The 19,218-nt window shown below is 70.7% G+C and carries 16 protein-coding genes; 6 read left to right on the forward strand and 10 right to left on the reverse strand.

The annotated features are described in order from the left end of the window. Positions 1-3: 3 nt before the first annotated feature. Positions 4-3,387 (forward strand): pyruvate carboxylase, encoded by a 3,384-nt coding sequence (locus tag JOB34_RS02315; RefSeq protein WP_208051215.1) that lies wholly within the window; start codon positions 4-6, stop codon positions 3,385-3,387. Beyond that, complete coding sequence (locus JOB34_RS02320; protein WP_208051216.1) at positions 3,384-4,187, forward strand: hypothetical protein; 804 nt, start codon at positions 3,384-3,386, stop codon at positions 4,185-4,187. The genes JOB34_RS02315 and JOB34_RS02320 overlap by 4 nt, the downstream gene beginning before the upstream one ends. 14 nt (positions 4,188-4,201) lie before the next feature. Here JOB34_RS02320 and JOB34_RS02325 read toward each other — a convergent pair whose 3' ends face one another. Then, positions 4,202-4,603, reverse strand: a complete 402-nt coding sequence (locus tag JOB34_RS02325; RefSeq protein WP_208051217.1) for a hypothetical protein — start codon at positions 4,601-4,603, stop codon at positions 4,202-4,204. Positions 4,604-4,853: 250 nt separating this feature from the next. Between JOB34_RS02325 and JOB34_RS02330 the strand changes: the two genes are divergently transcribed. Then, on the forward strand, positions 4,854-5,102 hold the full coding sequence (locus JOB34_RS02330) for a WhiB family transcriptional regulator (RefSeq protein ID WP_179479604.1): 249 nt from the start codon (positions 4,854-4,856) through the stop codon (positions 5,100-5,102). Between the two features lie 2 nt (positions 5,103-5,104). On the opposite strand, the gene JOB34_RS02335 is transcribed toward JOB34_RS02330, so the two are convergent. Further along, positions 5,105-6,586 (reverse strand): PAS domain-containing sensor histidine kinase, encoded by a 1,482-nt coding sequence (locus tag JOB34_RS02335; RefSeq protein WP_208051218.1) that lies wholly within the window; start codon positions 6,584-6,586, stop codon positions 5,105-5,107. 9 nt (positions 6,587-6,595) lie between these two features. Next, positions 6,596-11,440, reverse strand: coding sequence for an NAD-glutamate dehydrogenase (locus JOB34_RS02340; protein WP_208051219.1), 4,845 nt, complete (start codon positions 11,438-11,440; stop codon positions 6,596-6,598). A gap of 99 nt (positions 11,441-11,539) precedes the next feature. Between JOB34_RS02340 and JOB34_RS02345 the strand changes: the two genes are divergently transcribed. Both JOB34_RS02345 and JOB34_RS02350 read left to right on the forward strand, forming a co-directional pair. After that, on the forward strand, positions 11,540-12,136 hold the full coding sequence (locus JOB34_RS02345) for a hypothetical protein (RefSeq protein WP_208051220.1): 597 nt from the start codon (positions 11,540-11,542) through the stop codon (positions 12,134-12,136). Next, positions 12,133-12,633 (forward strand): DUF2505 domain-containing protein, encoded by a 501-nt coding sequence (locus JOB34_RS02350; RefSeq protein ID WP_208051221.1) that lies wholly within the window; start codon positions 12,133-12,135, stop codon positions 12,631-12,633. The genes JOB34_RS02345 and JOB34_RS02350 overlap by 4 nt, the downstream gene beginning before the upstream one ends. A gap of 22 nt (positions 12,634-12,655) precedes the next feature. On the opposite strand, the gene pruA is transcribed toward JOB34_RS02350, so the two are convergent. From pruA to JOB34_RS02380, 6 genes are all read right to left on the reverse strand, one after another. Further along, positions 12,656-14,284 carry an L-glutamate gamma-semialdehyde dehydrogenase gene (gene pruA, locus JOB34_RS02355; RefSeq protein WP_208051222.1) on the reverse strand — a complete coding sequence of 543 codons (1,629 nt, stop codon included), beginning with the start codon at positions 14,282-14,284 and terminating at the stop codon, positions 12,656-12,658. A 109-nt stretch (positions 14,285-14,393) separates the two neighbouring features. Continuing rightward, complete coding sequence (locus JOB34_RS02360) at positions 14,394-14,822, reverse strand: hypothetical protein (RefSeq protein WP_208051223.1); 429 nt, start codon at positions 14,820-14,822, stop codon at positions 14,394-14,396. After that, complete coding sequence (locus JOB34_RS02365; RefSeq protein WP_208051224.1) at positions 14,819-16,255, reverse strand: wax ester/triacylglycerol synthase family O-acyltransferase; 1,437 nt, start codon at positions 16,253-16,255, stop codon at positions 14,819-14,821. Before JOB34_RS02365 ends, JOB34_RS02360 begins: the two co-directional genes overlap by 4 nt. A gap of 30 nt (positions 16,256-16,285) precedes the next feature. Further along, a complete protein-coding gene (locus JOB34_RS02370; RefSeq protein ID WP_208051225.1) occupies positions 16,286-17,632 on the reverse strand; it encodes a hypothetical protein in 1,347 nt (448 codons plus the stop codon). After that, positions 17,629-18,096: a hypothetical protein gene (locus JOB34_RS02375; protein ID WP_208051226.1), complete on the reverse strand. Its 468-nt coding sequence runs from the start codon at positions 18,094-18,096 to the stop codon at positions 17,629-17,631. The genes JOB34_RS02370 and JOB34_RS02375 overlap by 4 nt, the downstream gene beginning before the upstream one ends. Further along, the gene (locus tag JOB34_RS02380; RefSeq protein WP_208051227.1) at positions 18,093-18,320 is read right to left on the reverse strand and encodes a hypothetical protein; all 228 of its coding nucleotides are present in this window, start codon (positions 18,318-18,320) and stop codon (positions 18,093-18,095) included. Before JOB34_RS02380 ends, JOB34_RS02375 begins: the two co-directional genes overlap by 4 nt. A gap of 88 nt (positions 18,321-18,408) precedes the next feature. On the opposite strand from JOB34_RS02380, the gene JOB34_RS02385 reads away from it, so the two are divergent. After that, a complete protein-coding gene (locus JOB34_RS02385; protein WP_179479591.1) occupies positions 18,409-18,621 on the forward strand; it encodes a helix-turn-helix domain-containing protein in 213 nt (70 codons plus the stop codon). Positions 18,622-18,629: 8 nt separating this feature from the next. On the opposite strand, the gene JOB34_RS02390 is transcribed toward JOB34_RS02385, so the two are convergent. Beyond that, a complete protein-coding gene (locus JOB34_RS02390) occupies positions 18,630-19,181 on the reverse strand; it encodes a hypothetical protein (protein ID WP_208051228.1) in 552 nt (183 codons plus the stop codon). Positions 19,182-19,218: the final 37 nt, after the last annotated feature.

A 19,218-nucleotide genomic window follows, 5' to 3' on the forward strand; every position in this document is an offset into this window, starting at 1 on the left:
CCCGTGTTCCGCAAGGTCCTTGTCGCCAACCGAGGTGAGATCGCCGTCCGGGCCTTCCGCGCGGCCACCGAACTCGGTGCTGCCACCGTCGCGGTCTTCCCCTATGAGGACCGCAAGAGCGAGCACCGGATGAAGGCCGACGAGGCCTACCAGATCGGCGAGGTCGGCCATCCCGTCCGCGCGTACCTGGACCCCCAGGAGATCGTCCGGGTCGCCCTGGAGTGCGAGGCCGACGCGGTCTATCCCGGCTACGGTTTTTTGTCGGAGAACCCGGCCCTGGCCGAGGCGTGCGAAGCCGCCGGAGTCACCTTCGTGGGTCCCCCGCCCCAGGTGCTGCACCTGACCGGCAACAAGGCGCACGCGATCGCGGCCGCCAAGGCGGCCGGGCTGCCCACCCTGCGCAGCATCGAGCCCAGTGACAACCTGCAGACCTTGCTCGACGGCGCGGAGCAGATCGGCTATCCGGTGTTCGTCAAGGCCGTCGCCGGTGGGGGCGGTCGCGGTATGCGGCGGGTGCAGCGGCCGCAGGAGTTGCGCGAGTCGCTTGAGGCGGCCATGCGTGAGGCGCAGGCGGCGTTCGGCGACGCCACCTGCTTCATCGAGGAGGCGGTGGTGGACCCGCGCCACATCGAGGTGCAGATCCTGGCCGACGCCAAGGGCACCGTGCTGCACCTGTACGAGCGGGACTGCTCGGTGCAGCGGCGCCACCAGAAGGTCGTGGAGATCGCGCCAGCGCCCAATCTGCCCGAGGAACTGCGTGATCGCATGTGCGCGGACGCAGTCGCCTTCGCGCGCGAGATCGGCTATGTCAACGCCGGCACGGTGGAGTTCCTGCTCGACCCGTCGGGTCGCTACGTCTTCATCGAGATGAACCCGCGCATCCAGGTCGAACACACCGTGACCGAGGAGATCACCGACGTCGATCTGGTGTCCTCGCAGCTGCGCATCGCCGCGGGCGAGACGCTCGCCGACCTGGGGATCGCCCAGGAGGACATCCACGTGCGCGGCGCCGCGCTGCAGTGCCGGATCACCACCGAGGACCCCTCGAACGGCTTCCGGCCCGACACCGGCACCATCACGGTCTACCGCTCGGCCGGCGGTTCGGGCGTGCGGCTCGACGGCGGCACCATCTTCGTCGGTGCCGAGGTCAGCGCGCACTTCGACTCGATGCTGGTCAAGCTCACCTGCCGCGGCCGGGACTTCTCGACCGCCGTACGCCGAGCCCGGCGTGCGCTGGCCGAGTTCCGGGTGCGTGGGGTCAGCACCAACATCCCGTTCCTGCAGAGCGTCCTGGAGGAGCCGGACTTCCTGGCCGGGCGGGTCACCACCGCGTTCATCGAGGAGCGACCGCAACTTCTCAACGCGCGCGTCCCCGGCGACCGCGGCACCAAGCTGCTCACCTATCTGGCCCATCAGAGCGTCAACCGGCCGTACGGTTCCTCGACCATCGCGCACTCGGCGCGCAGCAAGCTGCCCGCCGTGGATCTGGACGGGCCGGTGCCCGCCGGGGCCCGCGATCTGCTGCTGCGAGAGGGACCTGAGGCGTTCGCCCGGTCACTGCGAGCACGGACCGCCGTGGGAGTCACGGAGACCACCTACCGGGACGCGCACCAGTCGCTGCTCGCCACCCGGGTGCGCACCCGCGATCTGCTGCACGTGGCGCCGTACACCGCCCGATTGACGCCCGAGCTGCTGTCGGTCGAGGCCTGGGGAGGCGCGACGTACGACGTCGCGCTGCGCTTCCTGTCCGAGGATCCCTGGGACCGGCTGGAGCGGCTGCGCGCCGCGATGCCGAACCTGCCGATCCAGATGCTGCTGCGGGGCCGCAACACGGTGGGCTACACGCCGTACCCGACGCGGGTGACCGACGCCTTCGTGGCCGAGGCCGCCCGTACCGGGGTGGACATCTTCCGTATCTTCGACGCCCTCAACGACATCGAGCAGATGCGACCCGCGATCGACGCGGTGCGCTCCTCGACGTCGGCGGTGGCGGAGGTCGCCCTCTGCTACACCGGCGACCTCTCCAACCCCGGCGAGAAGCTCTACACCCTCGACTACTACCTGCGGCTCGCGGAGCAGATCGTCGATGCCGGCGCGCACATCCTGGCGATCAAGGACATGGCCGGCCTGCTGCGCGCGCCGGCGGCCCGGACGCTCGTATCGGCCCTGCGCGAACGGTTCGACCTGCCGGTGCACCTGCACACCCACGACACCGCGGGTGGGCAGCTTGCGACGCTGCTGTCCGCGATCGATGCCGGGGTCGACGCCGTCGACGCCGCGAGCGCGTCGATGGCGGGCACCACGAGCCAGCCGTCGCTGTCGGCGCTGGTCGCGGCCACCGACGGCACTTCCCGGGCCACCGGTCTGGACCTGCAGTCCGTCTGCGACCTGGAGCCGTACTGGGAGGCGGTCCGCGCGCTCTACAAGCCGTTCGAGTCCGGCCTCGCCTCCCCCACCGGGCGGGTCTATCACCACGAGATCCCCGGCGGCCAGCTGTCCAACCTGCGCCAGCAGGCGATCGCGCTCGGCCTCGGCCATCGCTTCGAGGCGATCGAGGACATGTACGCCGCCGCCAACGCCATGCTCGGCCACATCGTGAAGGTGACCCCGAGCTCCAAGGTCGTCGGCGATCTCGCCCTGTCGCTGGTCGGCGCGGGCATCGACCCGGCCGAGTTCGAGCAGGAGCCGGGGCGGTTCGACATCCCGGACTCGGTGATCGGCTTCCTGGCCGGCGACCTCGGAGACCCGCCGGGGGGCTGGCCCGAGCCGTTCCGCACCAAGGCGCTGCAGGGCCGCACCGTGACCCCGCCGCGGGCGACGTTGTCCGAGGAGGACGAACAGGCACTCGCCCGGATGCCGCGACCGACCCTCAACAGGCTGCTCTTCCCCGGGCCGACGAAGGACTTCGAGCGGTCCAAGGAGCAGTACTACGACCTGTCGCTGCTCGCGACCCGGGAGTTCCTCTACGGGTTGGAGCCGGACGCCGAGTACGAGCTCGACCTGGAGCCGGGCAAGCGGCTGCTGCTGTCCATCCAGTCGATCGGCGAACCGGACGAACGCGGCATGCGCACCGTGATGTGCCTGGTGAACGGTCAGTTGCGTCCTGTGCAGGTCAAGGACGAGAAGGCGAAGGTCGAGGTCACCCAGGCCGAGCGCGCGGACCCGGGCGACAAGACGCAGATCGCGGCGCCGTTCGCCGGGGTCGTCACCCTGTCGGTCGCCGAAGGCGACGCGATCACGGCCGGCTCGGCGGTCGGTTCGATCGAGGCCATGAAGATGGAGGCCGCGATCACCTCGCCGGTCGCCGGGACCGTGCGCCGTGTGGCGCTGAGCGGCCCCGGGCAGGTCGAGGGCGGCGACCTGCTGATCGTGGTCGATCTGGCATGAGCAGATCGCGCGCCGCGCTCGGAGGATGCCTGATGGGCGCCGCCGGGATCCTGCTCACCGCGTGCAGCGGGGGCGGTGGAGCGGCGTCGTACGACGGGCCGAGCAGCTGGCCGGTGCAGACGGCCACCGGGGTGTTCACGACCGGAGCCGTCGACCCCGGATCGAGCGCACGCGCGGCTGTCTCCGCGCCCTCGACCTGGAACCTGACGCGGTCCACGCCCGGCGATCCGAACGTCGATCCGTCGTCCTGGCCGGATGCCGCCACAGTCTTCACCGACGAACAGCTGGTCACCCTGTTCCCCGAGGCGGCGAAGGTCAAGACACCGTCCTGCACGAAGCTCACCCTGCCCGGCGGCGTCAAGACTCCTCGCAACAGCAGCTGCACATGGTCGGTGTCGTTGCCGGAGTCCGGTGGCACCGTGAGCACGGTGACCTTGTCCTTCCACGGGTTCGGCGCGGACGGCCCGATGACCGCGGCCTGGCTCGCGGAGGAACGCACGCAGATCACGGGCAGGATCACCGGCGACGTCTTCTTCACCCCCGGGACGTTCGGCGCGAAGGGCGCCTACTTTCTGTCCAACATGCACTCCTCGGTGCTGGTTTCGAACGGGAAGAACGCCGCCTGGATCGACCTGGACTTCTCCGGCTTCTACCAGGCGTTCGGCAACAACGCCGACAAGACCCTGGCGGGGCTGCGCACCCAGGTCTTCCCCGTGCTGGTCGAGGACCTGGTCGGACGCCTGCCGCGGACGAACGAGGGTGTACCGCTCGTCGGCACGGCGACCGGAACCGCCTCCTGACCCCTCGGCACCCTTCAGCCGGGCCGGCCTCCGGCCGCGGTCCATCCCGCGGCGAGCGTGGCGGCCCCCAGGACCGTGACGACCACACCGACCACGGGCGCACCCCCCCGCGCCAGAGTGACTCCGATCAGCACGACGAACACCCCCCACACCAGGGTGGGACTGCGGGCCCCCTCCTCACCCCGCAGCAGCGCGCGGGCGATCAGTCCCGCACCCAGCGCGAAGACCAGGACCACGATCGCGAGCGTCAGCGAACGGCCGGCGTTGGACGCATGCCCTGTGATCGTGCGGATGATCAGCAGCACCCCGAGCACGAGCAGCACCACACCCTGGAGCGCCAGGAGTGCCGCCGGGAGCACCCGACGCCAGGCCGTGGAGAGGCGCGGGGGCGCGGATTCGCGGTCGTTGGATGACACCCGACGATGGTAGGCGGGGGCGTCATGTGACCAAGGACTCACCTTCGAGACCGAAATGCCGGACGGAAACCCTTGTGTCCCAGTGTTGGAGTCTGTGAAGGTAGGAACATCCGTGCGTGACGCGTCGTTGGGTTATGCAACAGGTCGTTGCTGTCGGCTCCAGCCGCTGCGCCGGATCACCAAGCTGACGGACCAAAGTAGCTCCGTGTGCGCTAGCGCACGGGGTTTGATGTGCAAGGAGCGAAAACACATGGATTGGCGCAACCGCGCTGCGTGTCTGGACGAGGACCCCGAGCTGTTCTTCCCCATCGGGAACACCGGCCCCGCCCTGCAGCAGATCGAAGACGCCAAGGCCGTCTGTCGTCGCTGCCCCGTCATCGACACCTGCCTGAAGTGGGCTCTGGAGTCCGGCCAGGACGCCGGCGTCTGGGGCGGACTGTCCGAGGACGAGCGTCGGGCGCTCAAGCGGCGCAACGCCCGCGCCCGCCGCGCCGGCTGACCTCAGCCGCCGCTGACCCGCACCCGGCACTGCACGACCGTCCCGGTTTCGGGACCGTGCCCCCACGAGATCGACCCGGCCAGGTCGGTGACCAGGGACTGCACGATCTGCGTGCCGAGTCCGGCGCTCGCCACCTCGAAGTCCGGGGGTAGCCCACTGCCGTCGTCGCGCACCTCCATCACCAGATCGTCCCTTTCGCCGCCGCCACTGGCGGGTGTACGGCGTACGTCCACCTGCACCTGACCCCCTCGGTCGGCGAAGCCGTGCTCGACCGCGTTCTGGACGAGCTCCGCCAGGATCATCGCCAAGGTGGTGGCGTCCTCGGCGGTGAGGAAGCCGAACGAGCCGCTCAAGCTGCCGGTCACCCGGGTGCCGGACCGGTTCGCCAGCTCGATGGCGGCCGAGATGGACCGCTGCGCGATTTCGTCGAAGGACACATGGTCGTCCAGGCGCGCACTGAGCGTGTCGTGCACGTCCGCGATCGTCGCCACCCGGCGGACGGCGTCCTCCAGGGACGCGCGCGCTGCGGGGTCGTCCAGGCGGCGGGCCTGCAGGCGCAGCACGGCGGCGACGGTCTGCAGGTTGTTCTTCACCCGGTGATGGATCTCGCGGATGGTGGCGTCCTTGGTGAGCAGCTCCCGCTCGCGCCGACGCTGCTCGGAGATGTCGCGCACGAGCAGGACCGCCCCTACCCGGGTGCCCCGCTCGACCAGCGGGATCGCCCGCGCGCTGACGACGGCGTCACCGGAGTCGATCTCGGTGTGCCACGGCACGCGTCCGGCCACCACGAGCATCAGCTCCTCGTCCACCGGTCCGCGCTCCGGCAGCATCTGCTGCAGCACGGACGCCAGCCGCACCCCGACCAGCTCACCTGCGTAGCCGAGACGGTGCGCGGCGGACACCGCGTTGGGGCTGGCGTACGTGACCGCCCCCTCGGCATCCAGTCTCAGCACCCCGTCACCGACCCTGGGTGCGCCACGACGGCCCTGCGCGGCCGAATCCCGTTGCGGGAACTCCCCGTTCGCGATCATCCGGGCGAGCGCATCGGCGGTCGCCAGATAGGTCACCTCCAGCCGGCTGAGGGTGCGCATCGCGGCGAGATTGGTGTAGCGGGTGAGGACGGCGATCACCCGTCCGTCCATCACGACCGGTACCGCCTCGGAGCGGACGGGCGCCTCGCTGCGCCACAACGTCGTGGCCGAGCGGATCTGGCGGCGCTCGTCGTAGGCCTGCTGCACGAACTGGTCCCGCGGCAGATCCAACTCCCGCCCGACCAGGTCCTCGGTGAAGACGCCGACCCCGGTCGTCGGGCGGACGTGTGCCGCCGCCACCCAGGTGCCCTCGGTCGAGCGCACCCAGAGGGCGAGGTCGGCGAAGGACAGGTCGGCGATGAGCTGCCAGTCGGCGACCAGCAGGTGCAGCCATTCGACCTCCGGCTCCTGCAGGGCCGTGCATTCGGCGACGACGTCCTTCAGCGAGGGCACGGCGCGAGCCTAGCGAGCGTGCGTGGCCGACCCCGATCTGATCACCGAGCGCAGGGTGCGCAGCGCCACCGACAGCGGCGCCAGACCGGGGTGCTCCAGCTCCGAGAGGCCTTGCAGCGCCTGACCGGCCCGGGTCACCGATTCGGTGTTGGCCTGCACCCAGTTCTCGAGCCGCTCGGTCGCGGTCAGGTCGTCGGGCGTGCCGGCGATGACTGCCGCCGTGAACGCGTCGAGGACGCCGTACAGGTCATCGCGCACGGCACCGCGCGCGAGCGCGTCCCACCGGTCTTCTCGCGGCAGCGCGGACACGGCGTGCAGCAGCCGATCCACGCCCAGACGCTCGGAGAGCGCGAAGTAGACCTGGGCGATGTCCTGCACCGGCGTGCCGGTCCGGTGCGCCTGCTCGGTGATGTCGAGCAGCGAGTACGCGTCCAACAGCGCCGCCGCCTGCCCGGCCAGCTCGTGCGGGACTCCCGGCGCGCCGAAGACGGTGGTCTCCCTGGCCCAACGCTCGTGCTCGGTGCCCTGCAGCAGCTGCGGCAGTTGCGGCATCAGCTCGGCGACGACCGGGGCGAAGCGTGCGATCTCGCTGCCGATGTCGAGCGCCACGGGACGGCTGTGCAGCAGCCACCGAGTGGTGCGGTCGATCAGCCGGCGGAACTCCAGGTAGAGCCTGGTCTGCACGTCGGTCGGCACCAGGTTGTCCAGCGCCTCGACCTGCCGCACGAACCCGGCCAGGTCGAAGATCTCGCGCGCGATGACATATGCGCGGGTGACCCGTTCCGGCGAAGCGCCCGTCTCCTCGCTGGTCCGGAAGGCGAAGGTGATCCCGCCCCGGTTGACCAGGGAGTTGACGACCGTGTTGATCACGATCTCCCGGCGCAGCGGGTGCTGGGCCAGATCGGCGGCGTACTCCTCGCGCAACTGGCGCGGGAAGTAGTCGACCAGGGTCTCCTCGAACCACGGGTCGTCCGTCAGGCCGCTGTCGGCCAGATCCGCCTTGAGGACGAGCTTGGCGTAGGCGACCAGGACGGAGAACTCCGGCGAGGTGAGACCGCCGCCGTTCGCCTCACGGTCGGCCATCTCGGCATCGCTCGGCAGGAACTCCAGCTCCCGGTCCAGCTCGCCACGCTCGACGAGCCAGTCGGTGAACCGGCGGTGCACCCCGACCATCGCGTGCCGTTGCGCGCGGGCGTTGCCGAGCAGCACGTTCTGCTCATAGTTGTCGCGCAGCACCCGCCGGCCGATCTCGTCGGTCATGCTGTGCAGCAACGCATCCCGCTGAGCGCGATCGAAGCGTCCGCGGCGCATCAGGTCCGTCACCAGGATCTTGATGTTGACCTCGTGGTCGGAGGTGTCGACGCCGGCGGAGTTGTCGATGGCGTCGGTGTTGACCCGGATGCCCGACTGCGCGGCCTCGATCCGGCCCAACTGGGTCGAACCGAGGTTGCCGCCCTCGCCGATCACCTTGCAGCGCAGCTGCTTCCCGTCGACCCGGATCGCGTCGTTGGCGCGGTCGCCGACCTGGGCGTTGCTCTCCACGGCGGACTTCACGTAGGTGCCGATGCCGCCGTTCCAGAAGAGGTCGACCGGTGCCAGCAGGATGGCGCGCATCAGATCGGCCGGCGCGAGGGCGCGTACGCCCTCGGGCAGGCCGAGCGCGGTGCGCACCTCGGCGCTGATCGGCACCGACTTCATCGTCCGCGGATAGACACCGCCCCCGGGTGACAACAGGCTCGCGTCGTAGTCGGCCCACGAGGACCGCGGCAGAGCGAAGAGCCGCCGGCGTTCGGCGTACGACGTGGCGGCGTCCGGCGTGGGGTCCAGGAAGATGTGCCGGTGGTCGAACGCTGCGACCAGCCGGATGTGCGGTGAGCACAGCATCCCGTTGCCGAAGACGTCGCCGCTCATGTCGCCGACGCCGGCGACGGTGAACTCCTCGGCCTGCGTGTCCAGCCCCATCTCGCGGAAGTGCCGCTTGACCGACTCCCACGCACCGCGGGCGGTGATGCCCATGGCCTTGTGGTCGTAGCCGGCCGATCCGCCGGACGCGAAGGCGTCGTCGAGCCAGAAGCCGTAGTCCTGCGCCACGCCGTTGGCGATGTCGGAGAAGGACGCGGTGCCCTTGTCCGCGGCCACGACCAGGTAGGTGTCGTCGCCGTCGTGGCGCACGACGTCCCGCGGCGGGACGACGACACCGTCCACCAGGTTGTCGGTGAGGTCGAGCAGACCGCTGATGAAGTGCTTGTAGCAGGTGATCCCCTCCGTCATCCAGGCCTCGCGGTCGGCCGGGTCGGGCAGCGCCTTGGCGAAGAAGCCGCCCTTGGATCCGGTCGGCACGATGACCGAGTTCTTGACCGTCTGCGCCTTGACCAGACCGAGGACCTCGGTGCGGAAGTCCTCCCGTCGGTCACTCCAGCGCAACCCACCGCGAGCGATCGGGCCGAAACGCAGGTGCACGCCCTCGACCCGCGGGCTGTAGACCCAGATCTCGAAGTGCGGCTTGGGGCTCGGCATACCGGTGATCGCGCGGGGGTCGAGCTTGAGGCTGAGGACGTCGAGGTGCGTGCCGTCTGCCTTTCGGGCGAAGGCGTTGGTGCGGGTGGTGGCGAGCACCACTTCCATCACCGTGCGCAGCACCTTCTCCTCGTCCAGGCTGCTGACGTCGCCGAGGCCCTGCTCGATGCGTTCGACGATGCGTTCCTGGGCCGCAGCGCGGTCCTCGTCGTACGCCGGGTCGAACCGGGCTTCGAAGAGCGCGACCAGCGCCCGGGTGATGTCGACGTTCGTGGTGAGGGTCTCCTCCACGAAGCGCTGGCTGCGCCCGAAGTCGATCTGCTGCAGGTATTTGGCGATGCTGCGCAGCATCGCGACCTGCCGCCAGTTCAACCCCGCCCGCAGCACCAGCGCGCCGAGCCCGTCGCTCTGCGCGCGGCCGGCCACCACGGCCATGTAGGCGTCCTGAAAGCGCTCGCGCACCTGCGCGGCGTCCTGCTCGGTGCCCCAGAACTGCTCGCTCGCCGCCCGCAGGCCGAAGTCGTAGATGTGCACGACCACGCCGTCGGCGCGCCGCATCGTGTAGGGACGCTCATCGGTGACGTCGACGCCGAGCCCGGTGAAGACCGGGAGGATCTCGGTGAGGATCAGCCGGGAACGGCGGAAGAGCTTGAACCGGCGCTCCCGCGGATCAGCGCCGGGCTCGCGATAGAGCGTCAGCTTGGTGTCGTCGTCGCTGGCCAGCGCCTCGATCCGGCGAAGGTCGGCGACCCCCTGGCGGGCCGTGAAGTCCTCCTTGTACGCCTCGGGGAACGCCCGGGCGTAGAGGCTCATCACCCGCGCCGAGGCGTCCTCGCCGTCCTCCGCTCGGCTGACGGCGCCGAGCCGCTCGCCCCAGCTCTGGGTGCTCTCCAGCACCTCTTCGCGCAGCCGGTCCAGGTCGACCTCCGGGATCGGCTGCCCGGGCGCCGGGCGCACCACGAAGTGCAACCGCGCCAACGAGGAGTCGCCGACACTGGTGGTCCAGTCGATCGAGCGGGCGTCGTACGCCGAGCGCAGCACCCTCTCGATCGCGAGCCGCACCGAGGTGTTGTAGCGGTCCCGGTGCACGTAGACGAGCACCGACACGAAGCGACCGAACTCGTCGATCCGGCGCAGGACACCGGGCTTGCTGCGCTCCTGCAGCCGCATCACGGCGGTGACCGTGCGGTGCAGCTCCTCGGTGCCCGTCTGGAAGAGCTCGTCGCGCGGGAAGGACTCCAGGACCTGCAGCAGGTCCTTCTCCGAGTGGCTCTCGGCGAGGAAGCCGGAGCGGCGGATGACCTCGGCGACCCGGTCGCGGATCACCGGCACCGCGAGCACCGACTCCGTGTAGGCCGTCGAGGTGAAGAGCCCGAGGAAGCGCCGCTCCCCCACGACCGCGCCGTGCTCGTCGAAGGTGCGCACACCGATGTAGTCGAGGTACTGGGGCCGATGCACGGTGGACCGGGTGTTGGCCTTGGTCACCGTGAGCAGCCGCGGATCGCGGGCGCTGGCACGGGCGTTCGGGGTCAACCGGGCGAAGGACTTCGACTCGTCGGACGCGCCGCGCAGGATGCCGAGGCCCCCGGACGGGGTCGCCCGCAGCACCACCTCACCGTCGACCTCGTCGAGGACGTAGTCGCGGTAGCCGAGGAAGGTGAAGTGCCCGTCGGCCAGCCACCGCAGGAAGTTGGAGGTGCGGGTGACGATCTCGGTGGGCACCGGGTACGGCGGGTGGTCCGCCAGCTCCGTGGCGATCTGGGTGCACCGGGCGCTCATGGCGTGCCAGTCGGTGACGGCCAGGCGGACGTCGTGCAGGACGCTGCGCAGCCGGTCGGCCAGGTCGTCGTCCTCGGCGCTGTCCGCGGACAGGTCGATCTCGAAGTGCATCCACGCCTCGGCGATGCCCTCCGCGCCGCTGCCGTCCTGCACGACCTCCTGCAGCGCGCCGGCAGCGTCGCGGCGTACCTGCAGTTGCGGGTGGATCAGCAGATGCACGCCGCGCTCCCCGAGCGCGGCGAGCACGGAGTCCACGAGGAACGGCATGTCGTCGGTGACGATCTGCAGCACCGCGTAGGAGCAGGACCACCCGTCGGTGTCCTCCTGCGGGGAGAAGATCCGCAGCCTGGTGGTGTCCGCGGGACGGTCAACGGCGAGCTGCAGGTGACTGCGGACGATGCCGGCGAGGGACGCGGGCCCGTTCGCCCGCAGATCCTCGTCCGCCACGTGGCGGAAATACTGCTCGACCAGCCACGGCGGGGCCGGATCCGGCTTGTGGTCGGTCATCGCTGCGCAGTCGCGCAACAGGTCGGTGCGGGAGCTCGAAGCCGCGCTCATCGGGATGCCTTGGGACCTTCACTGTGCGGGGTCGGACGCACCTCGTTGTACGCCCGGTCCGACCTTATCCCTGACCACCCGGCACTTAGGGTGGGCGCCATGGGCAACCGGCAGCAGGCGGCGAGAAGCATCGTCGCCACGGTGCCGCAGTTGCTCGGCGTGCAGGTGGAGACGGCCGATGCCGACACCGCCGACGCGGTCGCCGAAGCGATCGAGCGGATCGCGGAGGGCCTGCTGCGATGGCATGACCGGCTGGCGCTCGGCACCGACCTCGCCGGGCCGGGCGTCATCGACGAGTCCACGCCGATCCCGGGACGGGACGGGGACGACGTGGCACCGCGCGCGCCTGCCGCGCTGCGGGCCGGGATCCGCCGTGGTCGACTTCCCGGCCGCCCGGTCACGCTGCACCTGGCAGCTGCCGAGCTGCGGGCCGTCGTACGGCGCGTGGGTGATGCCACCGAGGAGCTGTTGGACGTCGCCGGCACGGGGGACCAACCGGACGCGGGCGCTCGCCTCGTCGTCGATCAGTGCCTCTGTCTCGCAACGGAGTTGGATGCGCTCGCCGATCTGCTCCAGACCGAGGGCGATCGACTGACGAATGCGGAGTCCATCGAACAGCGTGATCAGGTGCTGGCCAGGGTGGTGCGTGGCGAGCACCGACTGACCCGCGCGGCCATGGTTACCCTGACGCCATGAAGATCGAAGAGAAGTGGGTCTATCCCGCCTCCGATGACGCCGTCTACGCGATGATCGTCGACCCTGCCTTCCAGGAGGCCAAGTGCGTGGCAACCAAGGCCGTCGAGCATTCGGTCGAGATCGAGCCGGACGGCGGTGGGCACACCGTGGTCACCCATCGCACCATGTCGACCGCGTCGTTCCCGTCGCAGTTCAAGTCGATGATCGGTGACTCCTTGAAGATCACCGAGACGCAGGCGTGGGGAGCGCCCGACGCGGACGGCGTCCGCGAGGCGCAGTTGTCGGTCGTCATCGCGGGTGTGCCGATCGCGCTGACCGGCACCATCACCGCCACACCGTCGGGGACCCGCGGCAAGGACACCGTGATGGACGTCGCCGGCAATCTCAAGGCGCGCATCCCGCTCATCGGCGGCAAGATCGAGCAGGCGGCGGCTCCCGCCATCGTCTCGGCCGTCCGGTCCGAGGCCGAGACGGGCAAGGAGTACCTCGCGCGCTGAGTCGGCGCGCGAGGCCTCCCCGTCAGCCCATCGCCGGGTAGGGGTGGCTCGTCGGCGGGACGAACGTCTCCTTGATCGAGCGCGGGCTGGTCCACCGCAGCAGGTTGACCGGCGCGCCCGCCTTGTCGTTGGTGCCCGATGCCCGGCCGCCGCCGAACGGCTGCTGCCCGACGACCGCGCCGGTGGGCTTGTCGTTGATGTAGAAGTTGCCGGCGGCGAAGCGCAGCCGCTTCGTCGCGTCGGCGATCACCATCCGGTCCTGGGCGAGGATCGCGCCGGTGAGCGCGTACGACGCGACCGACTCCATCTGGTCCAGCACCGTGTCGTAGTCCCCGTCCTGGTAGACGTGCACGGCCAGGATCGGCCCGAAGTACTCGGTGCTGAAGATCTCGTGGCCGGGGTCGCTCACCTCGAGCACGGTCGGGCGCACGAAGTAGCCGACCGAGTCGTCGTACGTGCCACCCGCCACCACCTCGATGTCGACGTGCGCGTGGGCCATGTCGATCGCGGCCTTGTGCTTGGCGAAGGCGCGCTCGTCGATGACGGCACCCATGAAGTTGGAGAAGTCGGTCACGTCACCGACTGCGAGGCCGTCGGTGATGGAGACCAGTTCGTCCTTGATCTGCTTCCACAGGCTCGCCGGGACGTACGCGCGCGACGCCGCCGAGCACTTCTGCCCCTGATACTCGAACGCGCCACGGATCATGGCGGTGCGCAGCACGTCCGGGTCGGCGCTGGGGTGCGCCAGGATGAAGTCCTTGCCGCCGGTCTCACCGACGAGGCGCGGGTAGGTGCGGTAACCGGTCAGGTTCGCGCCCACCGTCTGCCACAGGCTCTGGAACGTCGGGGTCGAGCCGGTGAAGTGCACCCCGGCCAGGTCGCGGTCCGCCAGCGCGACCTTGGACACCTCCAAGCCGTCGCCGGTGACCAGGTTGATCACCCCGTCCGGCAGCCCGGCCGCCTCCAGCACCTCCATGGTCAGCTGCGCGGCCCGCTGCTGAGTGGGTGAGGGTTTCCACACCACCGTGTTGCCCATCAGCGCCGGCGCCGTGGGCAGGTTGCCGGCGATCGCGGTGAAGTTGAACGGCGTGATCGCGTAGACGAAGCCCTCGAGCGGTCGGTGGTCGGTGCGGTTCCACACGCCGTTCGCGTTGGCCATCGGCTGCTCGGCCATGATGTCGCGGGCGAAGTGCACGTTGTAGCGCCAGAAGTCGATCAGCTCGCAGGCGCTGTCGATCTCCGCTTGCACGACGGTCTTGCTCTGGCCGAGCATCGTCGCGGCGTTCAGGCGTGCCCGCCAGGGGCCGGCGAGCAGGTCGGCCGCCTTGAGCAGCACCGCGGCGCGGTCGTCGAAGGACAGTTCGCGCCACCCGGGCGCCGCCGCCTTCGACGCGTCGACGGCGTGCTGCGCGTCGGAGGCGGTGGCGTTGCGCATCGTGCCCAGCACCTTGCGGTGGTCGTGCGGCTGGCGCACGTCGATCGGCTCGCCGCCGCCGGTGACCCGCTTGCCGCCGATGGTGTGCGGTAGGTCGACCGGCGCCGACGCCAGCTGCTCCAGCGCGACGTCCAGATCCGCGCGCTCGGGACTGCCCGGCCGGTACTCCAGGACGGGCTCGTTACGGGGGGCGGGGACGGACGTGACGGCATCCATGAGCGGTGGCTCCTTCGTGCGGGGGCAGCGCAGAGCCGACGAGGCCCTGCATACGGTCCCGCCATGGTGGCACGACGACGCGGAGTACGCCGATCGGGCCCGGCGGCGCTCAGGCCTCGCCGAGGTCGAGCAGCAGCTGCGCCAGCTCGGTCACGTCGTACCAGGACAGGTCCAGGTCGCTGTCCGGATCGCGTTCGCCCGCGGGGTCCAGCACCTGCAGGCTGACCACGCGCCGCAGGTCGAGCCCCTCGCGGACGAGCACCCGGCTCGGTGATCCCTCATCCCCCGGGGCAGGCGGCTGCACCAGTTCGTCGTCGACGTCCGCTGCGACGACCACCCGGCCTCCTCGACTGGCGGACTGCAGCGCTGCCTCCTGCAGGGCGGCGTACTCGCGACCCTCGTCGTCCTCCGACGCCGGCAGCGTCTCCGTCAGCAGCTCGGTGACGGCGAACCCCACCAGCTCGTCGTCGGGCAGACGTCGTGTGCCCTGCAAAGTGTGCAGCTGCGACGCCGTCAGCGGCAGGTAGACCCGTCTCATGCTGCTCCCTCGTGCGCCAGCTCGGCCAGCGCGTCCTCGATGCACTGCCCCAACACGTCCAGATCGGGCATCGCGTCGCGGTCTGCGTTCAGCCCGAAGCAGACCTTCCCGTCGTACGACGTGAGCCCGATCGTGAGCGCCTGGCCCTTGGCCAGAGGGATCACGGGGTAGGTGCTCTCCAATTGCGCGTCGGCCGCGTAGAGCGGTTGCTGCGGGCCGGGGACGTTGGTGATCACCAGGTTGAACATCCGCCGCGAGATGGCGCTGCCCAGCCGGGAGCCCAGGGAGTGCAGCGTCGTCGGCGCGTACCCGCCGAGGCTGGCCAGCGACCGCGCACTGGCACCTCCCTCGACCTGTTGCTGCATGTCGTAGGCGACCTGATGCAGGCGCATCATCGGCCGCGGCTCCCCCACCGGCAGATCGATGAAGCACGGCACCACCAGTCCGCTCTCACCCTCGCGCCCGGCGACGCTGAGCGGCACCATGGCGCGGATCTTCTCCGCACCGCCCATGCCCTCGCCCCGGGTCATCAGCCAGGTGCGCAGTGCGCCCGTGATGGTCGCCAGCACGACGGCGTGCACGGTGATGGAGGTGACGGGTGTGATCTCGCCGCCGGGCGACTCCTGCAGGTCCTCCGCGGCGGCCACCCGGTTGCGCACCGCCCGATAGGCCGCCAGGTCGCTCTCGACCATGACATAGCGGCGATGTGCGCCGATCGGTCGGTTCAACGGACTGGACGGGGCCGGCCGCGTCACACTGCGGGCGAGCACTCCGGCGACGTCTCCGACGGTCGAGAGAGCCTGTGTCGCAATGGATCTGACGCCGGTGACGGCGTCGCGTACGCCGCGGGCGACCTCGGTCGGACGGCGCAGCACATCGACGGCCGCCGCCACGAGCAACTCCATGTCACTGGGCGCCTTCGCCGGTCGCCACAACCGCGGCAGCGCGACCTCACGGCCCGGGTCGGCGTCGACGATGACCTGGGTCAGGTCGACCGCGTTCTGACCGTCCACGAGCGCCTCGTGGGTCTTGGTGACGAGCGCGAACCGGCCTCGCTCCAGACCCTCGACCAGGTAGATCTCCCACAGCGGCCGGTCGCGATCCAGAGCACGCGCCTGGATGCGGGCGACGAACTCCTCCAGCTGCGCGACCGTTCCCGGGCGCGGCAGCGCGGAGCGGCGTACGTGGTAGCTGAGGTCGAAGTCCTCGTCGTCCACCCACACCGGCGGGCTGACCCGGCCCGGCACCTCCCGCACCCGCTGGCGGTAGCGGGGCACGTAGGAGATCCGGTTGCCGACCAGGTCGAGCAGCAGCTCGTAGGAGAACCCGCCCGGCCCGGGTTCGAAGATCATCACCGACCCGACGTGCAGGGGCGTCGTGGCCTGCTCCAGATAGAGGAACGAGGCATCGAGGGAACTGAGTCGGTCGGCCACGACGCCATGCTGCCAGACGACGTCGGCCCGTCACGCCGGACCGGAGCCTCGCCGCAGTACGCGTAACCGCCCGCGGCGACTCAGGTGCTCCACGCCCGACAGCCGGGCCGCGAGCGCCCGCATCGCCTCGCGCGCGGGCGAATGCGCCGCGCCGGCGGCCAGCGTGCGGCCGGCGAGCAGTGCGGCGTCGATGGCCTCCCGGTCCTCGGGCACCAGACTCAGATCGCTGACGCCGGCGAACCTGTGCAGCGCCTCGGTGACCTTGGTCTCGGGAGAACTCCCGACCGCGGAACTGCGAACCCTGGTGACCACCACCGTGGGATCCACGCGCACCACAGGACGCAGGTCCTCCAGTGCCCGGACGAGGCGCTGCAGCCCGACGGGATCGGCCGTGCCGACCACCACGACCGTGTCCGCGGCTCGCAAGGTGGCGAGCGTGGCGGCGTTGCGGCGCGGAGCCAGCGTGTCGTAGCTGAGCTCCTCGTCCTCCTCGATCGGCGCGGCGCAGTCGACGATGACGTGGTCGACCATCGCGCGGGCGGTGTGCAGCACCTCGGTGAGGGCGTCCTCTCGGATCTCCGGCCACCGGGACGCACGCGAGATGCCGGTCAACACGCGGAATCCCGGATCGACCACGGGTGCCACGGCTGCCAGGGAGGGCACGTCGAGCCGGCCGGCCTCGGCCAGCCGCATCGCCGCGGCGATCCCGGGCGCCTCGTCGAGCAGGGCCAGCAACTGACCGACGCATGCGCCGTAGGTGTCGGCGTCGACCACCATCGCCGACCTGCCGCTGAGGACGAGCTCCGCGGCCAGGTTGACCGCCACCGTCGTCCGCCCGGGCGCTCCGACCGGACCCCACACTGCGATGATCCCGCTGCTGCGTGGCTCGTCCTCGTGATCCTGGTCGTCGTCGTCCTCGTCGCTCTGGTCGTCCTCGGCGGCGTCCGGCTCGCCCTGCGGATCCCCCACGAGGAGCGCCAGTTCGGCGTCGACGTCACCGGCCGGTGCCCGCGGGTCGGACGTGGCGCCGGCCGCGGCGGCCAGCACGTGCGCCACCAGGGCGCGGGGGTCGTGCACGCTCACCACGCGCGGCACCGCCCACTGCCGCAGCGTGCGCTCCTGCACCTCGTCATAGGGATCGAAGACGCCGACCAGCTGCACACCGCTGGCGCGCAGGTCAGCCAGGGTCGAGCGGCGCACACCCGGCAGATCGGGCGAGATCACGGCGACCTGCGCCCGGCCGGCCTGCGCGACCGCGAGCAGGTCGGCGACGTCGGGGCATCGGCGTACGACGCGCAACTCGCTCTCGGTACCGAGCGCGGTGGCCACGGCGGCCTCCGACGGCGCGCTGACCGCCGTGACGACGGTCGTGCTCACGACCCGCCCCGCACCGGCGATCCTGCCGCCGGCACGAGGTCGACCTTCGCGCCCTTGTTCACCGCGGCGAGGACCGCGGAGACCTGCGCGTCCGGGATCTGCACCTGCACCGAGTCGTCCGTGGTCCCCGCCCCGAGGCCCGAGGCCGGGGTCGAGATCCGGGCCACCAGCACACCGGAGATCAGCAGCTTGGGTTCCTGGTAGTCGGTGTCGCCGGTCGCCGCGGTCTGTTTGGCCGACACGTAGAGATCGACGATCGATCCGGCGACGAGGATCGCGGACTGCCCCGTGGTGGCCGGCAGCGCGATGGTCTTCTCGTGCAGCGAGGACCCGTCGCCGACGGCCGACACCGGCACCAGCTCTCCGCTCTGCACGGTGCGCACCACCTGGCCGTGCGGCAGACGGCGTCCCGCCCTCAGGTATCCGGCGTGCGGCCCGTCCATCCGCACCTTGACCGATCTCACATCGCCCTTTCCGATGGTCTGACCGGCACGAGCGTGTGCGACGCCTGCAGCATCTCGACCGAGGAGTCGAAATGGGAGAGCGCGGCGGCGCCGGTGAGCATCGCGACCAGCACGAGGAGCACGCCGGCGATCAGGCGCCCGTCCCGCCACGACGGCCGCTGCAGCCGCGCTGCGGCGGGCGCGGGCAGCGAGACGTGACTGCCCCGTCGACGAAGCTGTGGCATCGGTGACCTCCCGGCGTCAGTGTCGCGGCACCCACGGTCGTCCACAACCGAAACGGCGCAACTGACCCTCGTGGGCCACAATGGGGCGGTGCCCGCTCGATTCGTGCAGATCGCCGACGTCGCCGAGACGCTCAACATCTCCGCCCGCCAGGCCTACGGATTGGTCGCTTCAGGTGAGTTGCCCGCGATCAAGGTGGGCAAGAGCTGGCGGGTCGAGGTCGCCGAGCTGGAGAACTACATCCAGCGCGCGTACGCGCAGACGCGCACCCGCGTCGAGTCCGGCACCGTCGACGCCGACTGAGAGCCCGGTCAGCCGCGCCTGATCACCGCGATCGCCCGGAAGGGCACGGCGCGGTGGCCGGTGAGCACGCCCGACCTGCGCACCGCGTCGGCAGGGTGCTCGGCGATGTCGAGATGGTCTGACCCGACGGTGTCCACGGTGCCGACGACCACCCCGCGGTGGATGTCGTGCACCGCGACGGCACCTCGGTCGCGGGCGATGGCGCGCAGCGCGACCCCGATGCCGAACCGGCGCCCGAGACCCCGGCCGTCCGTACTGCGCACCGGCAGTCCGGTCACGGACAGCACCGCCGAGAACGGCAGCACGGCGCTGCCGAGCCGCCCATTCCCCTGCTCGTCCAGCAGCAACCAGTCGGCACCCAGATCCTCCAGCGAGCCACGGACCGGGCCGCAGGGTGTGTGCACGGTCAACGGTGCACCGAGCGCCGAGGCCGCCCGGTCCGTCCAGGACACGGCAGCGCGTTCGCGGCGGGTGCGATCGGCCACCTGAGCGTCCAACTCCACCCGATTGGCCGCGTCCAGTTGCGCCTCGAGGTCGGCGAACAACTCCGACCATCGCATGCGGCCAGGCTAGCGATGCGGTGACACCAGCGAGGCA

The organism is Allobranchiibius sp. GilTou38 (assembly GCF_017565325.1).
GTDB classification, from domain to species: Bacteria; Actinomycetota; Actinomycetes; order Actinomycetales; family Dermatophilaceae; genus Allobranchiibius; species Allobranchiibius huperziae.